Origin of the sequence: Amycolatopsis regifaucium (genome assembly GCF_001613935.1) — a bacterium.
Taxonomy (GTDB): domain Bacteria; phylum Actinomycetota; class Actinomycetes; order Mycobacteriales; family Pseudonocardiaceae; genus Amycolatopsis; species Amycolatopsis regifaucium.
Genome location: NZ_LQCI01000008.1, coordinates 65947 through 88371, shown reverse-complemented (window position 1 = coordinate 88371; position 22425 = coordinate 65947). Strand labels below are relative to the sequence as shown.

General features: G+C 68.0%; 22 protein-coding genes. 9 read left to right on the top strand and 13 right to left on the bottom strand.

Annotated elements, in window-relative coordinates; all coding sequences use genetic code 11:
• Positions 1-32: 32 nt before the first annotated feature.
• Positions 33-1715, bottom strand: a complete 1683-nt coding sequence (locus AVL48_RS09850; RefSeq protein ID WP_425319913.1) for a TM0106 family RecB-like putative nuclease — start codon at positions 1713-1715, stop codon at positions 33-35.
• A 54-nt stretch (positions 1716-1769) separates the two neighbouring features.
• Here AVL48_RS09850 and AVL48_RS09845 point away from each other — a divergent pair, with 54 nt between their 5' ends.
• Positions 1770-2234 (top strand): DUF6474 family protein, encoded by a 465-nt coding sequence (locus tag AVL48_RS09845; protein WP_061980486.1) that lies wholly within the window; start codon positions 1770-1772, stop codon positions 2232-2234.
• Between the two features lie 235 nt (positions 2235-2469).
• Here the strand turns inward: AVL48_RS09845 and AVL48_RS09840 are convergent, their stop codons facing one another.
• The 4 genes from AVL48_RS09840 to AVL48_RS09825 are packed head-to-tail and all read right to left on the bottom strand — an operon-like array spanning position 2470 to position 6022.
• Positions 2470-3429: a glycine betaine ABC transporter substrate-binding protein gene (locus tag AVL48_RS09840; protein WP_061980487.1), complete on the bottom strand. Its 960-nt coding sequence runs from the start codon at positions 3427-3429 to the stop codon at positions 2470-2472.
• A 1-nt stretch (position 3430) separates the two neighbouring features.
• Positions 3431-4207, bottom strand: a complete 777-nt coding sequence (locus tag AVL48_RS09835; protein ID WP_061980488.1) for an ABC transporter permease — start codon at positions 4205-4207, stop codon at positions 3431-3433.
• Positions 4204-5388, bottom strand: a complete 1185-nt coding sequence (locus AVL48_RS09830) for an ABC transporter ATP-binding protein (protein WP_208616245.1) — start codon at positions 5386-5388, stop codon at positions 4204-4206. The genes AVL48_RS09835 and AVL48_RS09830 overlap by 4 nt, the downstream gene beginning before the upstream one ends.
• On the bottom strand, positions 5375-6022 hold the full coding sequence (locus AVL48_RS09825) for an ABC transporter permease (protein ID WP_061980490.1): 648 nt from the start codon (positions 6020-6022) through the stop codon (positions 5375-5377). The genes AVL48_RS09830 and AVL48_RS09825 overlap by 14 nt, the downstream gene beginning before the upstream one ends.
• 301 nt (positions 6023-6323) lie before the next feature.
• Here AVL48_RS09825 and AVL48_RS09820 point away from each other — a divergent pair, with 301 nt between their 5' ends.
• From AVL48_RS09820 to AVL48_RS09805, 4 genes are all read left to right on the top strand, one after another.
• The gene (locus AVL48_RS09820) at positions 6324-6812 is read left to right on the top strand and encodes a hypothetical protein (protein WP_143105011.1); all 489 of its coding nucleotides are present in this window, start codon (positions 6324-6326) and stop codon (positions 6810-6812) included.
• 70 nt (positions 6813-6882) lie between these two features.
• Complete coding sequence (locus AVL48_RS09815; protein WP_061980491.1) at positions 6883-7653, top strand: YcnI family copper-binding membrane protein; 771 nt, start codon at positions 6883-6885, stop codon at positions 7651-7653.
• Positions 7654-8217: a copper resistance CopC family protein gene (locus AVL48_RS09810; RefSeq protein ID WP_061980492.1), complete on the top strand. Its 564-nt coding sequence runs from the start codon at positions 7654-7656 to the stop codon at positions 8215-8217.
• Entirely contained in the window at positions 8214-9245 is a 1032-nt protein-coding gene (locus AVL48_RS09805) for a copper resistance D family protein (protein WP_061980493.1), read from the top strand. The genes AVL48_RS09810 and AVL48_RS09805 overlap by 4 nt, the downstream gene beginning before the upstream one ends.
• Positions 9246-9544: 299 nt before the next feature.
• Here AVL48_RS09805 and AVL48_RS09800 read toward each other — a convergent pair whose 3' ends face one another.
• Together AVL48_RS09800 and AVL48_RS09795 are read right to left on the bottom strand one after the other, a co-directional pair.
• The gene (locus AVL48_RS09800; protein ID WP_061980494.1) at positions 9545-10432 is read right to left on the bottom strand and encodes a phosphotransferase enzyme family protein; all 888 of its coding nucleotides are present in this window, start codon (positions 10430-10432) and stop codon (positions 9545-9547) included.
• Positions 10433-10442: 10 nt separating this feature from the next.
• On the bottom strand, positions 10443-11852 hold the full coding sequence (locus AVL48_RS09795; RefSeq protein WP_061980495.1) for a helix-turn-helix transcriptional regulator: 1410 nt from the start codon (positions 11850-11852) through the stop codon (positions 10443-10445).
• Between the two features lie 317 nt (positions 11853-12169).
• On the opposite strand from AVL48_RS09795, the gene AVL48_RS09790 reads away from it, so the two are divergent.
• A complete protein-coding gene (locus AVL48_RS09790; protein ID WP_061980496.1) occupies positions 12170-12544 on the top strand; it encodes a hypothetical protein in 375 nt (124 codons plus the stop codon).
• Between the two features lie 13 nt (positions 12545-12557).
• Positions 12558-12989, top strand: a complete 432-nt coding sequence (locus AVL48_RS09785; RefSeq protein ID WP_061980497.1) for a hypothetical protein — start codon at positions 12558-12560, stop codon at positions 12987-12989.
• 359 nt (positions 12990-13348) lie between these two features.
• Here the strand turns inward: AVL48_RS09785 and AVL48_RS09780 are convergent, their stop codons facing one another.
• Positions 13349-14605, bottom strand: coding sequence for an MFS transporter (locus tag AVL48_RS09780; protein ID WP_061980498.1), 1257 nt, complete (start codon positions 14603-14605; stop codon positions 13349-13351).
• Complete coding sequence (locus tag AVL48_RS09775; RefSeq protein WP_061980499.1) at positions 14598-15920, bottom strand: GH1 family beta-glucosidase; 1323 nt, start codon at positions 15918-15920, stop codon at positions 14598-14600. The genes AVL48_RS09780 and AVL48_RS09775 overlap by 8 nt, the downstream gene beginning before the upstream one ends.
• Before the next feature lie 125 nt (positions 15921-16045).
• On the opposite strand from AVL48_RS09775, the gene AVL48_RS09770 reads away from it, so the two are divergent.
• Positions 16046-16690 (top strand): TetR/AcrR family transcriptional regulator, encoded by a 645-nt coding sequence (locus tag AVL48_RS09770; RefSeq protein ID WP_061980500.1) that lies wholly within the window; start codon positions 16046-16048, stop codon positions 16688-16690.
• 566 nt (positions 16691-17256) lie between these two features.
• Here the strand turns inward: AVL48_RS09770 and AVL48_RS09765 are convergent.
• Positions 17257-18441 carry an amino acid deaminase/aldolase gene (locus tag AVL48_RS09765; protein WP_061980501.1) on the bottom strand — a complete coding sequence of 395 codons (1185 nt, stop codon included), beginning with the start codon at positions 18439-18441 and terminating at the stop codon, positions 17257-17259.
• Positions 18442-18533: 92 nt separating this feature from the next.
• Here AVL48_RS09765 and AVL48_RS09760 point away from each other — a divergent pair, with 92 nt between their 5' ends.
• On the top strand, positions 18534-19838 hold the full coding sequence (locus tag AVL48_RS09760; RefSeq protein WP_061980502.1) for a D-arabinono-1,4-lactone oxidase: 1305 nt from the start codon (positions 18534-18536) through the stop codon (positions 19836-19838).
• Here AVL48_RS09760 and AVL48_RS09755 read toward each other — a convergent pair.
• The 3 genes from AVL48_RS09755 to AVL48_RS09745 are packed head-to-tail and all read right to left on the bottom strand — an operon-like array spanning position 19835 to position 22153.
• On the bottom strand, positions 19835-20782 hold the full coding sequence (locus AVL48_RS09755; RefSeq protein ID WP_061980503.1) for a ribose-phosphate diphosphokinase: 948 nt from the start codon (positions 20780-20782) through the stop codon (positions 19835-19837). The genes AVL48_RS09760 and AVL48_RS09755 overlap by 4 nt on opposite strands.
• 50 nt (positions 20783-20832) lie before the next feature.
• On the bottom strand, positions 20833-21483 hold the full coding sequence (locus AVL48_RS09750) for an NAD(P)H-binding protein (RefSeq protein WP_061980504.1): 651 nt from the start codon (positions 21481-21483) through the stop codon (positions 20833-20835).
• Between the two features lie 19 nt (positions 21484-21502).
• On the bottom strand, positions 21503-22153 hold the full coding sequence (locus AVL48_RS09745; protein ID WP_061980505.1) for a hypothetical protein: 651 nt from the start codon (positions 22151-22153) through the stop codon (positions 21503-21505).
• Positions 22154-22425: the final 272 nt, after the last annotated feature.

The following is a 22425-nucleotide window of genomic DNA, read 5'->3' as shown; positions in this document are numbered from 1 at the left end:
TTCGCGAGGAAAGTCCCGTTCATGAGTTGAGCTCAGAGGTCGTTCATGTACGGCACGGACGTCTGCGCGTGGTCGGTCATCCAGTTCCGCAGCGCGTGCGTGGCCAGTACGTCGTCCTCGTTGTAGCGCAGCAGACGCTCACGCTGGACGTCGTCCGGGATGCCGCCGTCCATGCCGACGGCGTCGCGATACCAGCTCATCGACGCCTCGCCGCCCGCTTCCGGATCGCGCCAGGCGAAACCGGCGACCGGGGCGATCACCTTGAGTCCCTTGCCGTGCGAGCACAGGAACTGGTCGGTGACGCTGCGGAAGAGGTCGATCCATTCCTCGGAGTCCACAAAGGACGCGATCTCGGCCTTCGTGGGAACGCCGGGGTAGTCACCGAACCGTTCCGCGGAGCCGAACAGCCAGCGGTTCTCGGCGAGCGCGTTGTAGCAGTAGGCGCGGAAGGTCAGCCCGGCCGCGAGGGTGCGCTCCCGGACTTCCTTGAACCAGGCCCAGAACTCGGCGAACGACCGGGCCTCGTCCGCGGTCGGCAACGGCTCCCAGGTCGCGAAGGCCCGGTAGCCCTGCTCCATCCCGATGTCGGCGCCGGTCAGCAGCGAACCCCACAGATACGCGCCGGAATCCCCGAAGCTCTCCATGTCGACGTCCACCTCGACGTCGCCGCGGGAGACCTCGACGCGGTCGACCTTGCGCACCAGCGTGAGATCGGCGAGCCAGGCACGCGCGAGGATGATCGCGTCGGCGAAGGTGCCACCGGTCCAGTTCATCGGCGGGGGCTCGGCGGCCGGGTCGAGCGCCGCCAGCTTGTCCACTGTGGACACCCCCGCGCGGCGGAGTTCCATCGCGTCCTCGCCGCGGACGACCAGGCTGACATCGCGGGTCTCGGTGAGCATGACCTCGCACGTCGGCCACCAGGGACAGCGACGGCATTCGAGGACACGCGACGGTTCGGCGAGCGGCTCTTCGCCTTCGGCTGCCGCGGTCGCGATGGCGAGTCTGTCGGCGAAGCGGCTCTGATACTCCGTCAGCGCGCTTCGGCCGCCCGGCCAGGTGCCCGCGGACAGGTCGTGCCAGACGACGACGTCCGCGTCGAGACCGATGACGCCACCGATCGCGCGATGCCCCTCGCTCTTCCCCAGCGCTTCGAGCATCCGATAGAGGTGCGCGAGCCGCATCTGGTCCCGCGGTTGCGAGCGGACCTTTCGCGTCGGGTCGGGCAGCCGGTTCGCCGGATCGAGGTCGGTCATCACCGTGGTCGGCGCGCCCGCGCCGCGATCGGTGATGCGGTGCCGTACGACCAGCACCGGCACGTACCCCGCGCCCGTGTGGACCAGGAGTTCGGAGCCGCCACGCCGATGACCGGCGTGATCCACCGGCAGCAGGGCGCCCCAGATGTAGCGCGCTTCGGCGGCAAGGGCCTCTTCGGTGAGCTGCACGCGCTCGGCGGCCGGGAGGTCGCGGGCGATCTTGACCCAGCCCGCGTCCGGGCCGGTCGCGTCCATCAAGCGCTGCACAATGGCCTCGCGATGGGCCGACGCGTCGGCGATCCGCTGCTGCGCGGCGGGGTCGGGCGGGGCGAGCGGAACCTCGCGCATCGCCGGATCGTGTTCGAGGTGCACGCGACGCCGGCAGCGGCTCACCGCTCCCGCGTCCAGTAGCACCTCGTTACTCACAGACAACACTCTAGAAGGCGACCGGCAAGCCGACATGCCCGCCACTTCGGGGACCAGTAAGTTCGTCTGTGACACAGCGTGGGAGGTGCCATGGCGCGCAAGGCCAAAGCCATCGAGGGCGAAGGCAGGTTCACCCCGAAGAAGGCGAAAAACGCCGTCGCGGTGGCCAAAGTACTCGGACCGGCCGTACTGCCGGTGATCGCGCCGTACGCCGTTCGAGCGGCGGGTGCCGCGCGGGAGCTATACGACCGCTATCAGGCGAAGAAGCTCGGCGTCGCCGTCGACCAGCTCAGCGAGTTCAGCGGACGCGGTGCCGCGTTGCACGCGCGGATCGCGGGGCTGACGCAGGGGCTCGCGGAGCTGAAGAAGTCCGCGAAGGCGACCGACGCCGACGTGAGCTTCGCGAAGGACACCCAAGGGACGCTGGAGCAGCTTTCGGCGACCGTCCGTGCCGCGGAGCGGATGCCCGCCGCGCGGCGCAAGGCGGCGCATCGGGCCGTTGCCGGGGAGCTGGACCAGCTGGAGGGGAAGCTGCTGCACCGCCTGGGCGTCTGACGCATCCGTGTGAACGGGCTGCGGTTCGGTGCCCCGCAAGCGCAATGAAGGGGCCTTTCATAGCAAATTTTGCAATGAAGGACGCTTTCATTGCACGCGCGGGGCCCGAAGCCGAGGCCGGAAGCGGACAGGGACGGCGGCGAACTCAGCCGAGAGGTCTCCCCAAGGGCGCCCTCCGCTTCCACCGTGAGGTGGAAGCGGCACGCCCCTTCGGCACGTTCACGTCAGCGCTCGATCAAGAAATAAAGCCTTTCTTCTTCATCCACTCGTAGGCGACCTCGCCCTGGTCACGGCCGTCGACGTCGACCTGTTTGCACAGTTCGATCATCTGCTCGTTGTCGAGCGCCGCGCTGACGGCGTCGAGCGGGCCGCGGAGTTCCGGGTGCTGCTTGAGGAAGTCCGTCCGCAGCGTCGGCACGGCGTTGTACTGCGGGAATGCCTTCTTGTCGTCTTCGAGGACGCGCAGGTTGAGTCCGGCGATGCGGCCGTCGGTGGTGAAGATCTCGCCGATGGGGCAGGTCCCGCTCGCCACGGCCGAGTAGATGGTGCCGATGCCGAAGTTCTTGATCACCGGGTTCTGGAACCCGTACGCCCGCACGGCGGCGGGGAAACCGTCCTGGCGGCTGGTGAATTCGGTTTCCAGGCAAAACACGTTCTGGTCGGGTTTCCGCTTCAGGAACTCCGCGAGATCCGACGTCGTCTTCAGGTTGTTCGCCGCGCCGTAGGCCTCGGTGACCGCGAAGGCGTACTGGTCGTTGAGCGGCGAGTAGTTCAGCCAGGTGACGCCGTACTTCGCCTCGTCGGCCGCCTTCGTGGCTTCGTACTGGGCCTGTTCCCCGCCGGGGACGGGGAGTTCGTTGCCCTGGTAGTTGATCCAGCCGGTGCCGGTGTACTCCCAGGTGACGTCCGTCTGGCCGGCGAGCAGTGCCTGCCGCGACGAGTTCGAGCCCTTGATGTCGGTCAGGTCGATGACGTCCGCGCCCGCCGCGGAAAGCGCCATTTCGGCCATGTAGCCGAGGATGATGTTCTCGGTGAAGTCCTTGGACCCCACCGTCACCTCGACGCCCTTGAGCGATTCGATGGGCTGGATGGAACCGGGTTCGATCTTGTACGGCAGCGCGGTGTTGACCTCGAGTCCGCACGCGGAAAGCGTGCCGCACAACAGGATCGCGCCAAGAATGGCCTTCACTCGCATGTCAGCGCAGTCCCTTCGGTCCGAAGAACTGTTCCGCGACCGCGCCGAGCCAGTCCACCAGCAGTGCCAGCGCGACGGCGAGCACCGAGCCGGTGATCAGCACCTTCGTCAGGTTGAGCTTGTAGCCGGTGTCGATGAGCAGGCCGAAGCCTCCGGCGTTGACGAACATGCCGAACGTCGCCGTGCCGACCGCCAGCACCAGCGACGTCCGCAGACCGGCCAGGATCAGCGGAATGGCCAGCGGGAATTCGACCCGCCACAGCACGCCGGACGCCGACATGCCGATGCCGCGGCCCGCGTCGATCAGGGCGGGGTCGATCTGCTGCAGGCCGACCATCGTGTTCCGCAGCACCGGGAGCAGCGAGTAGAACGCCAGCGGCAGCGCCGCGACCCACAGCCCGCCGGTGGCGCCGGTGACGATGAACCACAGCACCAGCACACCGAGGGCGGGTGCGGCCTGGCCGATGTTCGCGACCGCCAGGAACACCGGCGCCGCCCACTTCGCCCACGGCCGCGTCACGAGCACCCCGAGCGGCACCGCGACGGCGACCACGATCGCGGTCACCACGATGGTCATCGCCAGGTGGTCGCGCAGCGCGGCGAGCAACCCGGCGGCGTTGAGCGTCTCCTTCTCCGTCGCGGTCAGGTCGCCGGCGAAGACCCAGATCAGCACCCCGGCGACGATCAGCAGCACCACCGCGGGCTGGGCGAACAGCCGGACCCGCTCGGCGCTTCTCGACGAGGATTCGGTGGAGAACCCGGTATCGACGGCCGTCATGCGGTCACACCTTCCGCCGGGTTGTCGTCCGAGTGCTCCTCGCGCAGTTGCTGGATCGTCGAGATGACGGTGTCGAGTTCGATCGTCCCGGCGTACTCACCGCGCGCACCGGTCACCGGGACGCTGCCGCCCTCGGCGAGCATCGCTTCGAGCGCGTCCTGCAGCGTCGACTGAAGGCTGACCGAGTCGCGCAGCGGTTTGCCCGCGGTGGCCAGCGACGTGGCCGCGGTCAGCTCGCGGACGTGGACCCAGCGCATCGGACGACGGCGCTGATCGAGCACCAGCACGAAATGTTTGCGCTGCTTGATCAGCTTGTCGCGCACCTCCGACGGCGCTTCGCTCACGGTCGCCGTCAGCGCGTCCTGCTTCAGCTCGACGTCGCGGACCCGCAGCAGGGTCAGCTGCTTCAGCGAGGCTCCGGCGCCGACGAAACCGGCGACCGTGTCGTCGGCCGGGTTCGCGAGGATCGCGTCCGGGGTGTCGTACTGGAGGATCTTCGACTGGTTGCCGAGCACCGCGATCTTGTCGCCGAGCTTCACGGCTTCGTCGAAGTCGTGGGTGACGAAGACGATCGTCTTCTTCAGCTCGGTCTGCAGCCGCAGCAGTTCGTCCTGCAGGTTGCCGCGGGTGATCGGGTCGACCGCGCCGAACGGTTCGTCCATCAGCAGTACCGGCGGATCCGCCGCGAGCGCCCGCGCGACGCCGACGCGCTGCTGCTGTCCACCGGACAGCTGACGCGGGAAGCGGTCGCGGAAGTCGGCCGGGTCGAGCCCGACCAGGTCCATCATCTCCTCGACCCGGTCGTTGACCTTCTTCTTGTCCCAGCCGAGCAGCCCCGGCACCACCGCGATGTTCTGCGCGACGGTGAAGTGCGGGAACAGACCTGCCTGCTGGATCGCGTAGCCGATGCGTCGGCGCAGGGTGTCGACGTCGAGTTTCAGCGCGTCGTCGCCGCCGATGGTGATCCGGCCCGACGTCGGCTCGATCAGCCGGTTGATCATCCGCATCGTCGTGGTCTTGCCGCAGCCGGACGGACCGACGAAGACCACGATCTTGCCGGCGGGCACCACCATCGAGAAGTCGTCGACCGCGGGCTCACGGGTGCCGGGGTAGCGCTTCGTGACGTTCTCCAGCTCGATTTCGACGCCGGATACGGTTTCAGCGTGGTCAGCCACGGACACCCCTTGAGACGGTCAAACGGTTGATCAGGACGTAAACGGCGTCGAGGACCAGCGCGAGGACGACCACGCCGAGCGTCCCGGTCAATGCCTGGTTGAGGGAGTTCGTGCTCCCCGCGTTCGTGAGCCCGGAGAAGACCTCCGAGCCGAGGCCGGGGCCCTTCGCGTAGGCCGCGATGACCGCGATGCCCATGAGCATCTGCGTCGCGACCCGCATCCCGGCGAGGATGGCAGGCCAGGCGAGCCGCAGCTCCACCCTGGTCAGCACACCGAACCGGCTCATGCCGATCCCGCGCGCCGCGTCGCTGACCGCCGGATCGACGCCGCTGAGCCCGACGATCGTGTTCCGCACGATCGGCAGCAGCGCGTAGAGCACGAGGGCGATGACGGTGGTGTTCGCGCCGAGGCCGAAGACCGGGATGAGAAGGCCGAGGAGGGCGAAGGACGGGACAGTGAGGATCGTGCTCGCCAGTGCCGTGGCCACCGCGGACCCCATCGGGCTGCGATAGACGGCGACGCCGATCAGCACGCCGAGCACGGCGGCCAGGATCGTGCACTGCACGACGGCGCTGACATGGAGAAGCCCTTGGAGGGCGAGTCTGTCCCACCGATCCGAGATGTACTCGAAGAGGTTCATCGCGTGCTGGTTCTCCCGCCGCCTCTGAGTGAGAGTCCTCACCCATTCGGAGTAGCTGTATCGGGAGCCTGACTACCCAAAAAGTGTGCGGTCAAACCCCGGTTTACCGCTTCTTTCCCACAACCGTTCCCCATTCGGCCTAAATGGGCAAACGCACGCGCCGTCCCAACGGTGTCTTTCCCACTGCTCAACAGCCGGGAGGAGATCGACCAGTCGCCAGTACGTCGCATACGCTTCACCCGTGAGTAAAGGCAGCCACCACCGAAGCGCATTACGCGCTGTACGTGGCGGGCTGCTCGGCGTGAGTTCCGCGGCGCTGGCCGTGACCGCGCACATGATCGGGGACGGCGACCTCCCCGATACGGCGATGACGGTATTGCTCACCGTGCTGATCGGCTGGAACGCCGCCGCGCTCGCCGCGAAGGCTCGCGGACCGTTGGCGACGATCGTCGATCTCGGCGCCGGTCAGGTCGTGATGCATCTCGTGCTCAGCTCGCTGAGCAGTCACGAACCGCACAGCGGACCCGCCCCCGTTTCGGGTGGGCTCGCGATGACCGCGGCCCACGTCGTGGCGACGCTGGTCACCGCGTTGCTGCTGGCCAAGGCCGATGGACTGCTGCTCGGCGTCCTCGCCTGCCTGCGCGCGCTGGTCCCCTTCATCCTCAACGCGCTCCCGGTGCCCGCCCGTCCGGCGGCGCCGGTGCTCGCCCGTCCCGCCGGCCCCGGTCACCTCGTCCGCGTGGACCTCCGCCGGGTGCACGGCAGACGCGGCCCGCCGCTCTTCTCCTGAACCCCCGCTCATCCCCCGTACTCCGGCGAGGTCCCCGAACCCGCCGTCACAGTCACGTTCAGGAGTTTTCGTGTCCAAGCACGTCTTCAAGCGCGCCGGTGTCCTGGCCGCCACCGTCGGCATCACCGGTCTGCTCTCGGCCGGGATCGCCTCGGCCCACGTCACCGCCAACGTCTACGGCCCCCAGCCCGAAAAGGGCGGCTACGGGTCGATCTTCTTCCGCGTCCCCAACGAGGAGAAGGACGCCGGCACGATCAAGGTCGAGGTCGCCGTGAAACCCGAGTACGCGCTCAGTTCCGTGCGCACCAAGCCGATCCCCGGCTGGAAGGCCGAAGTCGTCAAGTCGAAGCTGCCCACCCCGGTGACCACCGCGTCCGGCACGCAGATCACCGAGGCCGTCACCAAGGTCTCCTGGACCGCGGAGCCCGGCACCAAGATCGCCGCCGGCTCGACCGAATTCCAGGAGTTCCAGATCAGCGCGGGCCAGTTCCCCACCAACGTCGACGCGCTGGAGTTCCCGGCCACCCAGACGTATGAGAACGGCAAGGTCGTCGACTGGAACCAGCCGACCCCGGCCTCGGGTGAGGAGCCGGAACACCCCGCGCCGAGCGTGAAGCTCGCCGAGAAGAGCGGTGACGGGCACGGCGGCGGCCACGGCTCCGACGCGAAGACCTCCGAGGAATCGCACGCTTCTTCGTCGTCCGACAACACCGCCCGCTGGCTGGGTGGCGCCGGTCTGGTCGTCGGCGCCCTGGGACTCGGCGTCGGCGCCGGGGCCACCCTGCGCGCCCGTCGCGCCACCGCGGCCGCCGCCACCAAGAACACCGAGGGAACCAAGTAAATGCGTAAGGCGCTCATCGCGCTGGCGATCGCCGGGGTGGCGTGGCTCGCCACCGCCACCCCGGCGCTGGCGCACAACGTGCTGATCTCGTCCGACCCGGCGAAGGGCGCTTCGCTCGCCGCCGGGCCGGCGAAGATCACGCTCACGTTCGACCAGTACGTCCAGAACGCGAACGTCAATCAGATCGCGGTCATCGGACCGGGCGGCGGTCAGTGGGCCGAAGGACAGGTCGAGGTCCGCGACAGCGTCGTGTCCGTGCCGCTGCGTCCGCTCGGCCCGGCCGGCGAGTACAAGATCGGCTACCGGATCCTGTCCGCGGACGGGCACGCCGTGACCGGCGAGGTGCCGTTCACCCTCACCGCCGCGGGCACCGGGACTCCGGCGTCCGTCGACGCCGCCAGGAGCGGTGGCGGCGAATCGGCGAACACCCCGGCGACCGGCGGCGAAGGCTCGTCCGGGGTGCCGATCTGGGTGTGGATCGCGGGTGCCGTCGTGCTGCTCGCCGTCGGACTGACCGTCGCGTTGCGCACCGGCGCGGGCGACAAGGAGAAGAGCGGGTCATGACACAGGCCGAGACCACCTCGCGCGCCCGCGTCGCCGTCCTGTTCTGCGTGGCGACGGCGGCGATGGTCGGCGTCCTGATCGGCGTCGCGCTGACGGCGACCGCCCCGGTCCCCGGGGTCGCGCAGGTCAGCGAGGTGGTCTCGGTCTCCATTCCGATCGTGCGGGTGCTGCTGGACATCTCGGCGGTCGTCACCATCGGACTGGCGCTGCTTTCGGTACTGGTCGGCTACGACCGGCCGAAGCTTTCCGAGCCGATCATGCGGATCGCGCGGCCCGCGAGCGTCGCGGCCGCGCTGGTCTGGGCGACCACCGCGCTCGTCGCGCTGATCCTCCAGACCGCCGAGTACCGGCCTGGCTCCAGCACGCTGTCGATGTCGGACGTCGGGAGCTACATCGCCGACGTCGGCGCCGGGAAGGCCCTGCTGATCGTCGCGGTACTGGCGCTGCTGCACGCGGGACTCGGCATCCTGGCGCTGAAGCACGGCGAGAAGGTGCCCGCCGAGGTCCGCGTCGGACTCGGGTTGTTCGCGCTGCTCCCGCTGCCGGTCACCGGGCACGCGTCGAACTGGAATTACCACGACTACACGATGATCTCGATGGAGCTGCACGTGATGAGCGCCGTCGCCTGGACCGGCGGACTCGGCGCGATGACGGTGCTGCTCATCGGGAACCGGACGCTGCTGGCGCACGCGCTGCCGCGATTCTCCAAACTGGCGACGCTGTGCCTGCTCCTCGGCGCGGCGACCGGACTGTTCAACGGGCTGATCGAGATCACGCTCAACCCGTCGCTCGGCTTCTGGGAAGGCCTGTTCACCACGCCGTACGGGCAGTTGGTGCTGCTCAAGTTGTCGTGCACCGGCGTGATCGCGGGACTCGGCGGCTACACACGGTGGAAACTGATGCCGCGGATCATCCGGCACAACCGGACGGCGCTGGCCGCCTGGGCGACGCTGGAGCTGACCGTGATGGGGCTGGCGTTCGGTTTCGCCGTCGTCCTGACTCGCGCGCCGGTGGTGCCGACCAGCTAGCTGTTACCCACCTTGCTCCATCTGGCCGCATTTGGTCGAATTCGCGAAGGCCGGACAGCCCGAAGCGGCGATCGCCGAACTCGAACCCGCCCGCGCCACCATGGAGCACCACGACGAGGTGAGTCCGGGGTGCCGAATAACGGAGCGTAGCTGCAACTTGCACATTCGGGGGAGCGCTGAGCCAATGGAAGTGATTAGCGGAACCGAATTAGTCACTCATTGATGAGCCATTTCGGGCAAGCGACGAACGGTCATTTGCCGTCGGCGAATGCACGTGCAAGTCGGCCGTTCCTACTGACTCACCGATACCGGTTCCACCGGGCACCGGTGCGCCCGTTCCGGAGATCGTCCAACCGTTTCCGCAGCTCATCCCGCACGTTGGGATGACTGCGGAGAATCGGGAGAACACTCGTGGTGAGCTTCAGTTCACGGATCGCCCGCAGCACCGGGAAACCGGACCACGTGGTCACGTCGAATCCGTACCGCTCGGCGAACACGCGATAGCGGGCGGGCGGATCACCGAACCGTTCACGGCCGACGGCGAGCGGGGTCAGATCCCATTCCGGCGGTCCGACACAGGAGGAATCGAAATCGCACAGCACCGGTCCGCCCGGTCCCGTGATCACATTCCCGGTGTGCGCGTCGCCGTGGATCAGGCCCCTCGGCAGCGGGAAGTCGAGCGTCGCGAGCGCGGACTCGACCTCGGCGCAGCGTTCGAGCAGGAACCGCCGGTCGCCGTCGGCCAGCTCCTCCGCGTCCGAAACCCGGGCACGAACCGCGGCGAACGGCGCCCATTCGGGAAGCCCGTCGGGCGGCTCGAGCGCGTGGACCCGGCGCAGCAACGCGGCGAGGTCCGAAGAGCTGGCCATCCGGCCGGTGGGCGGCACTTTCCACCACACCGTCACGAGATGTCCGCCGACCGGGATGGGTTGCTCGAAGCCGGGAAGCAGGCGGATGGCAGGCACCCCGTGCCGTTCGAAATGACGCGCGACCCGCACGACCGTGCCGACGCGGTGCCGTAGCAGGGTGGAGCCGACGATCCGGACGACGAACGGCGCGCTCGCCAGTTCGTAGACGGCGTTGTTGGTGAACCTCAGCAGCCGGGCGCCTTCGGCGTCCACGCCCAGCAGTTCGCATGTCCGCCGCAGGGCATCGTGCAGTTTGCCGGGCGTGAACCGGCCGTCCAAACCGGTCGGCTCAGGCGGCGTAGAAGGAATTGAGGCGATCGGCGAGGTCACGGGCGTCGGCGTTGTTCCGACGGCGCTCCGCCTCGACCTGCAGTGGCCGCATCCGGTCCTTCACCCGCTCCGACTTGATGCCTTCGGCGCAGTCGACGGCCTTCGAGCCCACCTTGGAGCCATGATCGAGATCACCTTCGAGCAGGTGATTCGTGGCCAGCGCGCTGAGCATGAAGGTCTTGCTGCGGGCCATGTCGTCGTCGTAGGACTCGACGGCCTTGGTCAGCGCCGGGATCGCGTACTTGGTGTGCTCGGCGTTCTTCGCGGCGAGCACCGTGTGCACGGTGCCGATCATGGCGTAGACGTCGGTCTCGGTGAAGAACTTGACCCAGGACTCGGCCTCGGCCAGATCGGCGCGGGCGAACTCGTCCTTGCTCCGGCCGAGCAGCTTCGTGGCCTGCTCCTCGTTGCCCATCATCGCGTAGGCCCACGCCTCGTTGGCGCAGAGCACGGCGACCGCCAGTTCGGAGCCCGATTCCTGGGCGGCGATCTGGCCGAGCTGGAACAGTTTCAGCGCGTCGTTGGGAGCGTCGTTGTGCAGGTAGACCCGGCCCATCCGGTACAGCACGTTGGCCACCAGCGGGTGACTGTCGCCCTGTTTGGCCAGGTCGAGCGCGTTCGCGAAATGTCCGCGGGCGGAGTCCATGAGGCCGGTGTCGAAGGAGGTCCAGCCCGCCAGGCTGTGCAGGTCGGCCAGCGCGACGTACAGGCGGTTCTTGACCATTTCGGTGCCGCTGGACTCGAGCATCTGCTGTCCCCAGGACAGCTGGGCGACCACGGCGTCGCGGCAGAAACCGCCGCCGTACTGGTAGTCGAGGGACCGGAGCGCCCTGGTCGCGGCTTCCACCTGGCGGACGTCGGTCATGCCGATCCGCCCGGGTGCGGGCGTCTTCGCCGGTCCCGCGGACCACGTACCCGATTCCGGACCGAACACCGCCGCCCCCATCGTGACCTGGGCGGCGTGCGCGAGGAACCTCCGTCGCTTCACGGACTCGTCCTCCTCCGCCTGCTGGCCGTCGGCAGCGCCGACGACCTTTATCGCTGTCGCCTCGTCGTAGGCGAGACCCATGTATCCCCGGGGGACACCAAGGCCATCAGCGATGCGGGTGAGCACGTCGTACGCCATCACCTGGCGACCTTTGAGGATCTCGGACACCTCGGACTGCGACTGGCCGGTCATCGCGGCGATCTGGCGCTGCGAAACACCGTGCTTGCGCAACAGCCGGTACACCGAAGAGATCTCCCGGCTGGCCAGTGCGGCTCGCATCTCCGGCTGCTCCCAGGCATCCGGCGGCACGGGGTGGCTCTGGCGGCCCTTGACACTCGTGTCCGAGCCGGCGACAGCGCCGCCACCGATACTGGCGTCCATTGCGCCCCCTCACAGTTCCGTTGGGGTCGAGAAACAGCGTAGGCATACCTATTCAACCGCGCGAAACACCGGAATGCCCGTCGTGATCGGCCCGGCAGAAGTCGGTTGACCGCTCACCGTGAAACCTCGTCCGGTCACCGCTATGACGGCGGATCGACCTTCTATCGAACTCCGTTTCACATCACTGTAGTTGTCAGATCTCCGTGACCTACCGGCCACCGGCACCGATCACAGAGAGCTACCAGTCTCCGGACCCCCTACAGGTGCGGATACGCGGTTACGAAGACGACGTGGAACGAGAGAGCGGAGAAGAGCCAGTGGAGTTCGTGGACTCGATCGCAACAGGCTCCATCACCGCGGGACGGCCCGGTATGGCCACGCGCCACCTGCGTGCGACCGGCCCCGCCGGTCAGCAGGCGGTCGCCGTCGTCCCCGGTGCCAACCGTCCGGTCTCCCCGTCCGCCCCGGTCGACCCCCGTACCGCGAGCGTGCGCCGTTATGAAGGCGGACAACTGGTCTGGCGGGTGCAGTGCGGCGATCTCATCAGCCGCGAGCGTGCCGTCACCGTGTTCGTCGAAGACAACCAGGTGGTTCTCGTCTCGCCGCCAGGAGAGACCGCGCGCCTGACGTCCGGCCAGCTCGGACAGCTCAGGGCCGCGCTCAACGAAGCCGCCAAGATGGCGGAAAGGTAACGGTGAGTTCTCCGTGGATCAGGTCCTAGGGCAAGTCCTCCGCAACGCGGTTTGGGAACGCCTCGACATGCTCTCCGATCTCGCGAACCGGGCCGACGCGCAGTCGCTCGTGTCGGTCGCCCGCTCGGAGCTCCCCCGGCTGACCGAGGGTTGGCGCGCCATGCTCCAGGCGCACGAGCCCGACGAGCGCGGGGACTGCCCCACCTGTTCGACCCGCTGGCACAAGTGCAAGGCCCCCTGCTCGGTCTGGCAGGTGGCGCACGAGCATCTGGTCGCCGGCGGCCTCGCCCCCCAGCAGACCGCGGCCGCCCAGGACCACCGGCGGCAGAGCCGTCGCCTCGTCCCCGGCCAGGCCCGCGGCGCGCACCCGACTCCCGCCGAAACCACCGGCAGGCACGCGCTGGTCAACCCGCGCAGGCCCGCCATCGGTGGCGTGCACGCTTGAAAGAATGCCGCAACCTGACTCGGCTTGAGAAATACAGCGTAGAAGATGTCGGCGAGTGAACGGCGGTCCGAGCGCCCTCTCGGGCAACCACGCCACGATCTCGCCTCCGCCGCAAGCGGTTCGTCCGTACCCCCGAACGTGACGAGCGGCTCTCGGTAATCACCCCGGTCCCCACCGCGATTAATCGAAAATTGTCAGCAGAACACCCAGCGAACGCTGTAATCGGTCGCTAAGTTGAAGATCACAAACGCAACGCGAGATTCCTTCGGTTCCGCGCTGCCATCCCCCGAACCCCGCGGGCCGGTGCCGTTGCACTCCCCTCCCCCGACCGGCACCGGTCCGCGGTCTCCAACCTTCTCTCAGCTGACCGTTTTCACCCGCGTGACCAGCACCGCGGCGAGAACGGTGGACAGCGCCGACGCCGCGAAGAGGCTCGGGTAGCCGCCCAGGTAGGCCAGGATCGGCGCGGTCAGCATCGGCGCCACCACCTGCGGCAGCGAGTTCGCGATGTTGATGACCCCGAGATCCTTCGCCCGGTCCTGCGCGGCGGGCAGCACCTGCGTGAGCATCGCCAGCGCGACGGCCATGTACGCACCGAAGCCGATGCCCAACAGCGGTGACGCCACGAGCGCGGCCGTCCAGTTCTGCCAGATCACCAGGAGCAGCGCGGCGACCGCCATCACCACCGACGCCGCCAGGACGTAGGGTTTACGCCGTCCGGACTTGTCGGAGAAATGCCCGGCGATGAGCGCGCCGACGATGAGCGCCGCCCCGTAGAGCCCCATCATGATCAGCAGTCCGGTGTCCGGATCTTCGTAACGCACCGCGTCCTTGAGGAAGAACAACAGGTACAGCGTGCCGAAGGCGTTGCCGAGGTTGATCATGAAGTGGCAGCCCCACGCCCAGGCGAAGTCCGGATGCTTACGCGGGGAGATCCACAGGTTCGCCAGCACGTCCCGGGTCCGGACGGACGGCCGGAACGCGACCGGCAGCCGCGCGTCCGGCGTGCGCAGGACGAACGCCGCCGCCCCCGCGAGCACGATGGCCGCGCACACCGCGTAGCCCAGCGGCAGTCCCGCGACGTCGAGCAGCACGACGACGACCACCGCGCCGAGCACGGTCCCGAGCATCTGGGCGATGCCGACCAGCCCGCCGACCTGTGCCCGCTGGGGCACGGGCACCCGGTCCGCGATGGCCGAGACCAGCATCGCGAGCATCCCGTTCAGCCCGGCCTGCACGAGACACCAGCCGAGCACCATGACCGCGATGTTCGGCGCGAACGCGAGGACGAGCAGCCCGGCCGCGGCGACCACCGCACCGGCCGCCGTCCACGGATGACGGCGGCCGCGGACAGAACAGGTCCGGTCCGAGAGCAGGCCGACGGCGGGATTGGCGATCAGCGCGACGAGCGCGCCGATCCCGGTGACCAGACTGAACACGGCCTCCTTGCCGGCGGCGTCCAGAATCTCGGCCTGTTTCGGCAGGAGAACCTGAATGGGCGCGTAAACCCCGAGCCAGAGCGCGATGTTCGCGAAGAACAACAGGCTCATCCAGCCCGCGCGGACCCTGGCGACCGGCTCGGCGAGTGCCTCGGGCAGCTCCCTGACCTCACTCATGCCGGATCAGTTTCCGGTACCAGCCGAAGGAATCCTTCGGGGTCCGCCGCTGTGTCCCGTAGTCGATGTGCACCAGGCCGAACCGCGGCCGGTAGCCCTTCGACCATTCGAAGTTGTCCATCAGCGACCAGACGAAGTACCCGCGGACGTCGACCCCGGCGTCCATCGCTTCGCGGACCGCGACAAGGTGACTTTCGAGGAAGTCGATGCGCTCCTGGTCGTGCACGCGACCGTCTTCGGCGACGACGTCGTCGAAACTGCAGCCGTTTTCGGTGATGTAGACGGGCGGGAGATGTTCCCGATAGCGCTCGTGGAAGCCGACCAGCAGTTCGCGCAAGCCCTGCGGGACGATCGGCGAATCGTTGGTGGTCATGGGAAATCCCTCGATCGCGCGAAGCTCGAAGGGCAGCGGATTGCCTTCACCCGGCGCGGCGACCCCCTGCGGCTCGTAGTAATTCACCCCGTAGAAGTCGAGCGGCTGCGCGATGGTGGCGAGATCTTCCGCGAAGCCCGCCGGGAGATGTGGGACGACCTGCTCGGGATAACGGCCCAGCAGCACGGGGTCCGCGTACGTCCGGTTGATGAGGGCGTCGATCCATTCGCCCGCGGCCTTGTCCTTTGGAGAATCGGAGGCGGGCCAGATGGGTGAATGGTTGTTGGCGGTGCCGACGTTGCGGGCGCCTGCCGCGCGCAGGGCCTGGACGGCGAGACCGTGGGCGAGATTCTGGTAGTGCGCGGTGGGCAGGGCGTCGAGCAGGAGGGTCTTGCCGGGGGCGTACTCGCCGATCGCGTAGCCGAAGATCGACATGACCATGGGCTCGTTGAGCGGGATCCACATTTTCACCCGATCGGAGAATCGCTCACCCACGATGGCGGCGTATTCGCCGAACCGCTCTGCGGTGTCACGGGCGAGCCAGCCACCCTTGTCCTCGAGCGCCTGCGGGAGGTCCCAGTGAAAGAGCGTCCCCGCCGGATCGATTCCGGCGGCGCAGACCTCGTCGATGAGCTTGTCGTAGAAGGCAAGGCCTTCGGCGTTGGGCTTTCCGGCGCCGTCGGGCTGGATCCTCGGCCAGGCGAACGACATCCGGTAGGCGCCGACACCGAGGTCGGCCATCAGCGCGATGTCCTCGGAGTAGCGGTGGAAGTGATCGGCGGCTACCTTTGCGTGCTCAGCCCGCGCGATCTTTCCCTCCGTTTCGGTGAATGTGTCCCAAATGGACTGTCCTCGGCCGCCCTCCCCGGTCGCCCCCTCGATCTGGAAGGCGGAGGTCGAAACACCCCAGAGGAATTCGGACGGGAAGATCGATTTTTCCACCGGCTACGCACCTTTCTCCGGAGACACGGCCGAACATGAAAAGTTCTCAGATACTATGCCTTCACTCGAGCGTGGGGAACCCCGTCGGCACGATAAAGTCGCAGATCAGCGAAGGAGGAGCCCGAGTGTCCGACATCCAGGCCGCGAAACCGCCGGCGGAGACGACTCCGCTCCGGCGGCAGCCCGTTCAGCAACGCAGCGCCAAGCGGGTGGAGCAGATGCTCGACGCCAGCGCACAGCTGATCGACGAACTCGGCTACGACGCACTGACGACCACACTGATCGCGAAGCGCGCCGGAGTGGCCGTCGGGTCGCTGTACCAGTTCTTCCCCGACAAACGGGCCGTGGTGCAGGCGCTGACGCAGCGCAATCTCGAACGGTTCGTCGCCTCGGTGTCGGAGACGCTGAACCAGCTGGCGCCCGAGCACTGGTGGGACGTCGTGGACTCGATCCTCGACATCTACCTCACCATGCACCGCGAGGTCCCCGGATTCTCGAAGGTCCACTTCGGTGACGTCGTGGACCGGCAGCTCCTGGACGAGACGCGCGACAACAACGCCGTCATCGTCGACGAGCTCACCAAGGTGCTTTCGGCGCGGATCTCGTCGCCGCTGGACGACATCCGGTTCGCGCTGACGATCGCGAACGAGACCGCCGACGCGCTGTTGAAGCTCGCGTTCCGTCGGGATCCGCGCGGGGACGAGCGGATCGTCGCGGAGGCGAAGTCGGTGGTGAAGGGGTACTTGGCGAGCAAGTTCGGCGAGGCCTGAGCCGACAGCGGAGAGGACTGACGGTCCCGCGTTTGTGCACGACACGTTCGACCGTCCGCTCGATAACCCGAACCCCGCGCGGACCGGACGATCGGTCGCCACCATCCCTTGTGGACAGTCAAGACTCAGTGCGGCTTCTCTGTCGTACCTACGCCTGACCTGCACGAGGGTGGCGGTTCCGCGAGCGTCATCGCCCGGTCTCACACCTTGATCAACGGAAGATCCGGGACACTCAACGTCCCCAATCTTCCGTTGATCAAGCTCGCACCGGCAACCCCACACCGGAGTCCTCCAAGGGGCCTTCGCGTCACCGATGTCCCCTACTCCATTCGTGTCCGCCGACGACAGAATCCGGTGCCCCAGCAGTCACACAACCCCCAACAGCCTCGACCTGACGGGCTCTGACCTGCGCCTATGGGGTTGTCCACATAAGTTGTCCACACCCACCCACAGTTGTGGACAACCTCGCCCCGCACTCCTCGGAAACCCGCTCCCCGACGCCCCCTCCCGATACGCTGGTGCGGGGCGCGCCCCCCAGGGATGGGTGGGGGGTGGGGTTGCGCGGGTCAGCCGAAGTTTTGGTGTTCGCCTCGGTAGGTGGGGACGGTCCGGTCGACGCGGTCGCCGATGACGACGTGGTAGTGCGTGAAGCGTTCGGCGAGTTCGCCGGCTTTCGCGTGGCGCAGCCAGACGCGGTCGCCGAGCCGCAGGTGGCGGGCGGCTTCGCCGGCGACGGGGGTCTGGACTTCGCCGGCGCCTTCGAAGCCGAGCAGTGAAAGCCCTTCGGGCAGGTACGGCGTCGGGAGTCGCGAGGATTCTGCCGGGCCCGAAGCGATGTAGCCGCCGGAGAAGAGCGTCGCGATCTTCGGCGCGGGGCGCCGGACCACGGGGAGCGCGAACATCGCGGCCGGTCGCGGCGAGAAGTGCGCGTAGCCGTCGAAGAGCGTGGGCCCGATGAGGCCGGAGCCCGCCGCGATCTCGGTGACGGCTTCCTCGGCACCGGTCGACTCGACGCTGCCGCTGCCGCCGCCGTTGACGAATTCCAGCTCCGTCAACGCCCGCACCGCCCGGACAGCGGCCGCGCGGCGCTTCGCGATTTCCACAATGGACTTCCGCTGCATCCAGCCGACGATCGAGTTCTTGACGCCGCTGCCCGCCGCGTCACCGAGCCCGGCGATCTGACCTTCGTACGCCATCATCCCGACGAGCCGAAAACCCTTGCGGGACAAAATGGTTCGCGCCAAATCCGCCGCCTGCCGCGGGCTGAACACCGGCGAGCGCCTGGTGCCGACGTGCACGCCCGGCAACGGCCGCCACGAAGCGTCGAGTTCGAGGCAGACCCGGATCTCGGGATGGTCCTGTCCGAGCGCGGCGTCGACCAGGTCGAGGTGGTCCGGCGAGTCGACCATGATCGAGATCGCCGCCCGCGCGCGGTCGTTCGCCGCCAGCCGCCGCAGCGCGCCATGGTCCGCGGTCGGATACGCGACGACGATGTCATCGGTCGTCCCCTGCTCGACATGCCAGACGGCTTCGGCGAGCGAGTAGCACATGAGCCCCTCGAAGCCGGGCCGTGCGAGCACCCGGTCGAGCAGATACCGGCAGCGGACGGACTTGCTGACCACGCGGATCGGCTTACCGCCCGCCCGCCGCAGCAGGTCGGCGCCGTTCGCGTCGAAAGCATCCAAGTCGACAACCGCGAACGGAGGATCCAGGTCCTTCGTCGCCAAGTCGTACACCGTCGCACTGGTCACCCGAACTAAGGTACGACAGAAGGACTTGAAACGCGAATACTATTCACTTACTGTTTCGGCACTCGAAAGAACACCACGGGTTAGGTGGGCGCATGACACGGTGGAGCAACTGGGCCGGCACCGCGACGGCGTCGCCGCTGCGCGTGCATCGACCGCGTGACACGAACGGCATCGCCGAAGCGATCGGCCGTACGGTCGCGGACGGACGCCGCCTGCGCCCGCTGGGCAGCGGCCACTCGTTCACCGCGATCGCCGCGGCGAATTCGGACGCGATGGACCTGACCGGCTGGACGGGTATCGCGTCGGCGGACGTCGCCAAAGGCCTGGTCACCGTCCGTTCGGGCACCACACTCAAGCAGCTCAACGCCGAACTCGACGCCCTGGGGCTGGCGATGACCAACCTCGGCGACATCGACGCGCAGACCGTCGCGGGCGCGATCTCGACCGGCACCCATGGCACCGGCGCCCGGCTCGGCGGCATCGCCACGCAGATCGCCGCCCTCGAACTCGTCCTCGCGGACGGCACCGTGGTCACCTGTTCGGCGGACGAGCGGCCCGAGCTCTTCGCCGCCGCGCGAGTCGGCCTCGGCGCGCTCGGCGTCATCAGCACCGTCACCCTGCAGTGTGAACCGTCGTTTTTGCTGGCCGCGCAGGAAAGACCGGAACCGCTCGAACAGGTTCTGGAAGGCTTCGACCAGTTCGCCGACGAGAACGACCACTTCGAGTTCTACTGGTTCCCCTACGGCAAGAACGCCCTGGTCAAACGCAACAACCGGCTTCCGGCGGGCAGCGCACGCCGTCCGCTGAGCAAGCTGAAGGAATTCGTCGACTACGAGATCACGGAGAACGTCGCGTTCGGCGGGCTGTGCCGCCTCGGCCGCGCGGTGCCGAGACTCGTGCGACCGCTCGGCGGGTTCGCCTCGAACGTCCTCTCCGCCCGCGAGTACAGCGACACGTCGCATCGCGTCTTCGTGACCCATCGCGGGGTGCGGTTCGTCGAGTCCGAGTTCGCGGTCCCGCGTGAATCGCTGCTCGACGTCTTCGCCGAACTCCGCGCGCTGGTACCGAAACTGGAGAATCCGGTCGCGTTCCCGGTCGAGGTGCGCGTCGCCGCCGCGGACGACATCTGGCTCTCGACCGCGAACGGCCGCGACTCCGCCTACATCGCGATCCACCAGTTCGTCGGCATGCCCTACCGCGAGTACTTCGCCGGATTCGCCTCGATCGTCGGCGAGGTCGGCGGTCGCCCGCACTGGGGCAAGATGCACGACCTCGACGCCGCGACCCTGCGCTCGCGCTATCCGCGGTTCGACGACTTCTCGCGGGTCCGCAAGGAGGTGGACCCGGCCGGGGTCTTCGCGAACACGTACCTCGACCGGGTGCTCGGCACCGTCTAGGCCGTTTCGAACAACGCGCTGACCGACTCGCCGTTGTGGATCCGCCGCATCGCCTCCGCCAGCGCGGGCGCGATCGACAGGACGCGCAGCTTCGGGCTCTGCTCCTCCGGCGGAATCGGCACCGTGTTCGTGCAGACGACCTCCAGCACGTCCGGCTGGCTGCCGATCCGCTCGAGCGCGCCGCTGGAGAACAGCCCGTGCGTACACGCGACACGGATCGAGCGCGGCTTCAGCTCCCGCAGCTTGGTGAGCAGTTCGAGCACCGTGCTGCCCTTGGCGATCTCGTCGTCGAGGACGATCACGTCGCGGCCGGTGATCTCACCGATCACCGAGCTGATCTCGACCCTGTCGTCGGCGAAGCGCTGCTTCGCACCCGCCGCGACCTGTACCCCGAGCAGCCGGGCGAAATGCGCGGCCTCCTTGGCGTTGCCGAGATCCGGCGAGACCACGGTGGTCGCGGAAAGGTCGTACTGGCGGAAATGCTTGGCCAGCTCCTGCAACGCGTGCAGGTGGTCGACCGGGACGCTGAAGAAGCCGTGCACCTGCGGCGAGTGCAGGGTCATCGCCAGGACGCGATCGGCACCCGCGGTCGCCATCAGGTCGGCGACGAGACGGCCGCCGATCGAAATCCGCGGCGCGTCCTTTTTGTCCGATCGGGCGTACGAATAGTGCGGCATGACGACAGTGATCCGCTTCGCCGACGCGCCCCGGGCGGCGTCCAGCATCAGCAGCAGTTCGACGAGGTGCTCCTGCACCGGCCGCACCAGCGGCTGGATCAGGAAGACGTCACGCTCGCGGCAGTTCGCCTGAAGCTGGACTTCGAGACAGTCGTTGGCGAACCGCTGAACCCGCACGGGATGCAACGGGACACCCAAATGAGTGCAGATCTCTTCGGCGAGCTGGGGATGTGCGCTGCCACTGAAGACCGCGATGTCCTCGCGCAAGGACCTACTCCGTTCAGTCAAAAGACGGATTACGTCCACACACTATGGTTTCACAAAGCGGAAACGGCCTGAGAGATAGCAGTATCACCAGAAATCGCTTCGAGGACTCGCCCCGCCGTCGACGGCTCGTCGAGCAACGCGACGAGGATCGCGGCGACATCCTGCCGTGGGATCGGTCCGCGGCCGGTCGCTTCGGCGATCCGGACCCGGCCGGTGCCGTCGTCGTCGGTGAGCTGTCCCGGTCGCAGGATCGTCCAGGCGAGATCCCGGGCGCGCAGATCGTCCTCAGCCGCTTTCTTGGCCTTGAGATAGACGCGGAAATCGTCCGGGACGTCCGCGGTCTCCCAGTTGTCGGCGCCCATGGAGCCGACCTGGATGTGCCGCCGGACCCCCGCCTGTTCGGAGGCCGCCGCGAAGAGTTCCGCGGCGGCCCTGTCCACAGTGTCCTTACGGGCCGTGCCGCTGCCGGGGCCCGCGCCCGCGGCGAAGACGGCGGCATCGGCGCCGTCGAGCACCTTGGCGACGGCGTCCACATCGGACTTTTCCAGGTCGAGGACGACGGCTTCGGCACCGACCGCCTCGAGATCGGGGACGTGATCGGGATTGCGCACGATCCCCACCGCCTGATCACCGCGCGCCGCGAGGAGTTTCTCCAGCTTCAGCGCGATCTGTCCGTGTCCACCCGCAATGACGACTCGCATGGCACCGAGAGTAGTGCGTTCAGTCCACTTCGGCAGGGAGCTCGGTGGCACGCAGCAGCTGGTCGTAGACGATCTCGTTGACCAGGCGCGAGACCGGGTCCTCGTCCAGGATCATGCGCTCGTTGTGGCCCTCGAGGTCGAGGTCGGTGACCGCGTTGGGGTCGGCGCTGACGATGGCGAGCCCGTAGGCGCGGGCACGCGGCAGGCAGTTGCCGACGTAGTCCTCGGTCAGTACGGCTGGCGATGGGAGCACCATCGCGGCCTCGCCGTAGCGTGCGAACGGGACCGCGGAGGCCATCGCGGTGCGCCAGTGCCGGGCGACCGCGAGGACGCCGATGATCTCGGCGGCCGGCGCGGGTGCGGTCGCGGCCAGCTCTGGCCATGTCCAGGTGTCGACGGTGGCGCGATCGACGACGGGACCCATGCCCATCGCGATGCGCTCCGCGTGCACGTCGGTACGGAGCCGGGCGACCACGCAGATCTTGCGGCCGAGCACGGTGGTCTCCGGCAACACGATGCCGTTCCAGCCGAGCAGGACCGCCGCCTTGCGCGAAAGCTCCTCGACGCTCGCGGGCAGTTCGATCGGCGGCACCACCCGGCTCGGCAGTGACCGGCTGCGCTTCGCGCCACCGGCGACCGTCGAGCTCTCCATGTTCGGTGTAGCCGCCACGTTCCGCCTCCTTCGAACCTGGTTTCCCTAAGGCTCTTCATCCTGTGCCACCTCGATGGAAGCGGCACATGAACTGTCTAACAGGGCCGGAAGGCGGCGGCGCCGGACAACGGGAGTGGCTGCGATCGGCGGCGCCTTGCGATCGGTGACCGGTCGGTGGGCGGTCATCCGACTTCAGTCCGACCGTGCCGCCAACCGAGTGAGAGCGAGGTAAGTGGTGTTACCCGGCGTCTTCGAACGGTCACAGGTATGGACAGGCCGCCACCGAACAC

Coding starts and splice junctions, on each gene's coding strand:
- AVL48_RS09840 (WP_061980487.1), bottom strand. CDS start 3,429: ATGCGAGTGAAGGCCATTCTTGGCGCGATCCTGTTGTGCGGCACGCTT.
- AVL48_RS09850 (WP_425319913.1), bottom strand. CDS start 1,715: ATGTCGGCTTGCCGGTCGCCTTCTAGAGTGTTGTCTGTGAGTAACGAG.
- AVL48_RS09825 (WP_061980490.1), bottom strand. CDS start 6,022: ATGAACCTCTTCGAGTACATCTCGGATCGGTGGGACAGACTCGCCCTC.
- AVL48_RS09835 (WP_061980488.1), bottom strand. CDS start 4,207: ATGACGGCCGTCGATACCGGGTTCTCCACCGAATCCTCGTCGAGAAGC.
- AVL48_RS09760 (WP_061980502.1), top strand. CDS start 18,534: ATGACACGGTGGAGCAACTGGGCCGGCACCGCGACGGCGTCGCCGCTG.
- AVL48_RS09750 (WP_061980504.1), bottom strand. CDS start 21,483: ATGCGAGTCGTCATTGCGGGTGGACACGGACAGATCGCGCTGAAGCTG.
- AVL48_RS09795 (WP_061980495.1), bottom strand. CDS start 11,852: ATGGACGCCAGTATCGGTGGCGGCGCTGTCGCCGGCTCGGACACGAGT.
- AVL48_RS09810 (WP_061980492.1), top strand. CDS start 7,654: ATGCGTAAGGCGCTCATCGCGCTGGCGATCGCCGGGGTGGCGTGGCTC.
- AVL48_RS09845 (WP_061980486.1), top strand. CDS start 1,770: ATGGCGCGCAAGGCCAAAGCCATCGAGGGCGAAGGCAGGTTCACCCCG.
- AVL48_RS09805 (WP_061980493.1), top strand. CDS start 8,214: ATGACACAGGCCGAGACCACCTCGCGCGCCCGCGTCGCCGTCCTGTTC.
- AVL48_RS09780 (WP_061980498.1), bottom strand. CDS start 14,605: ATGAGTGAGGTCAGGGAGCTGCCCGAGGCACTCGCCGAGCCGGTCGCC.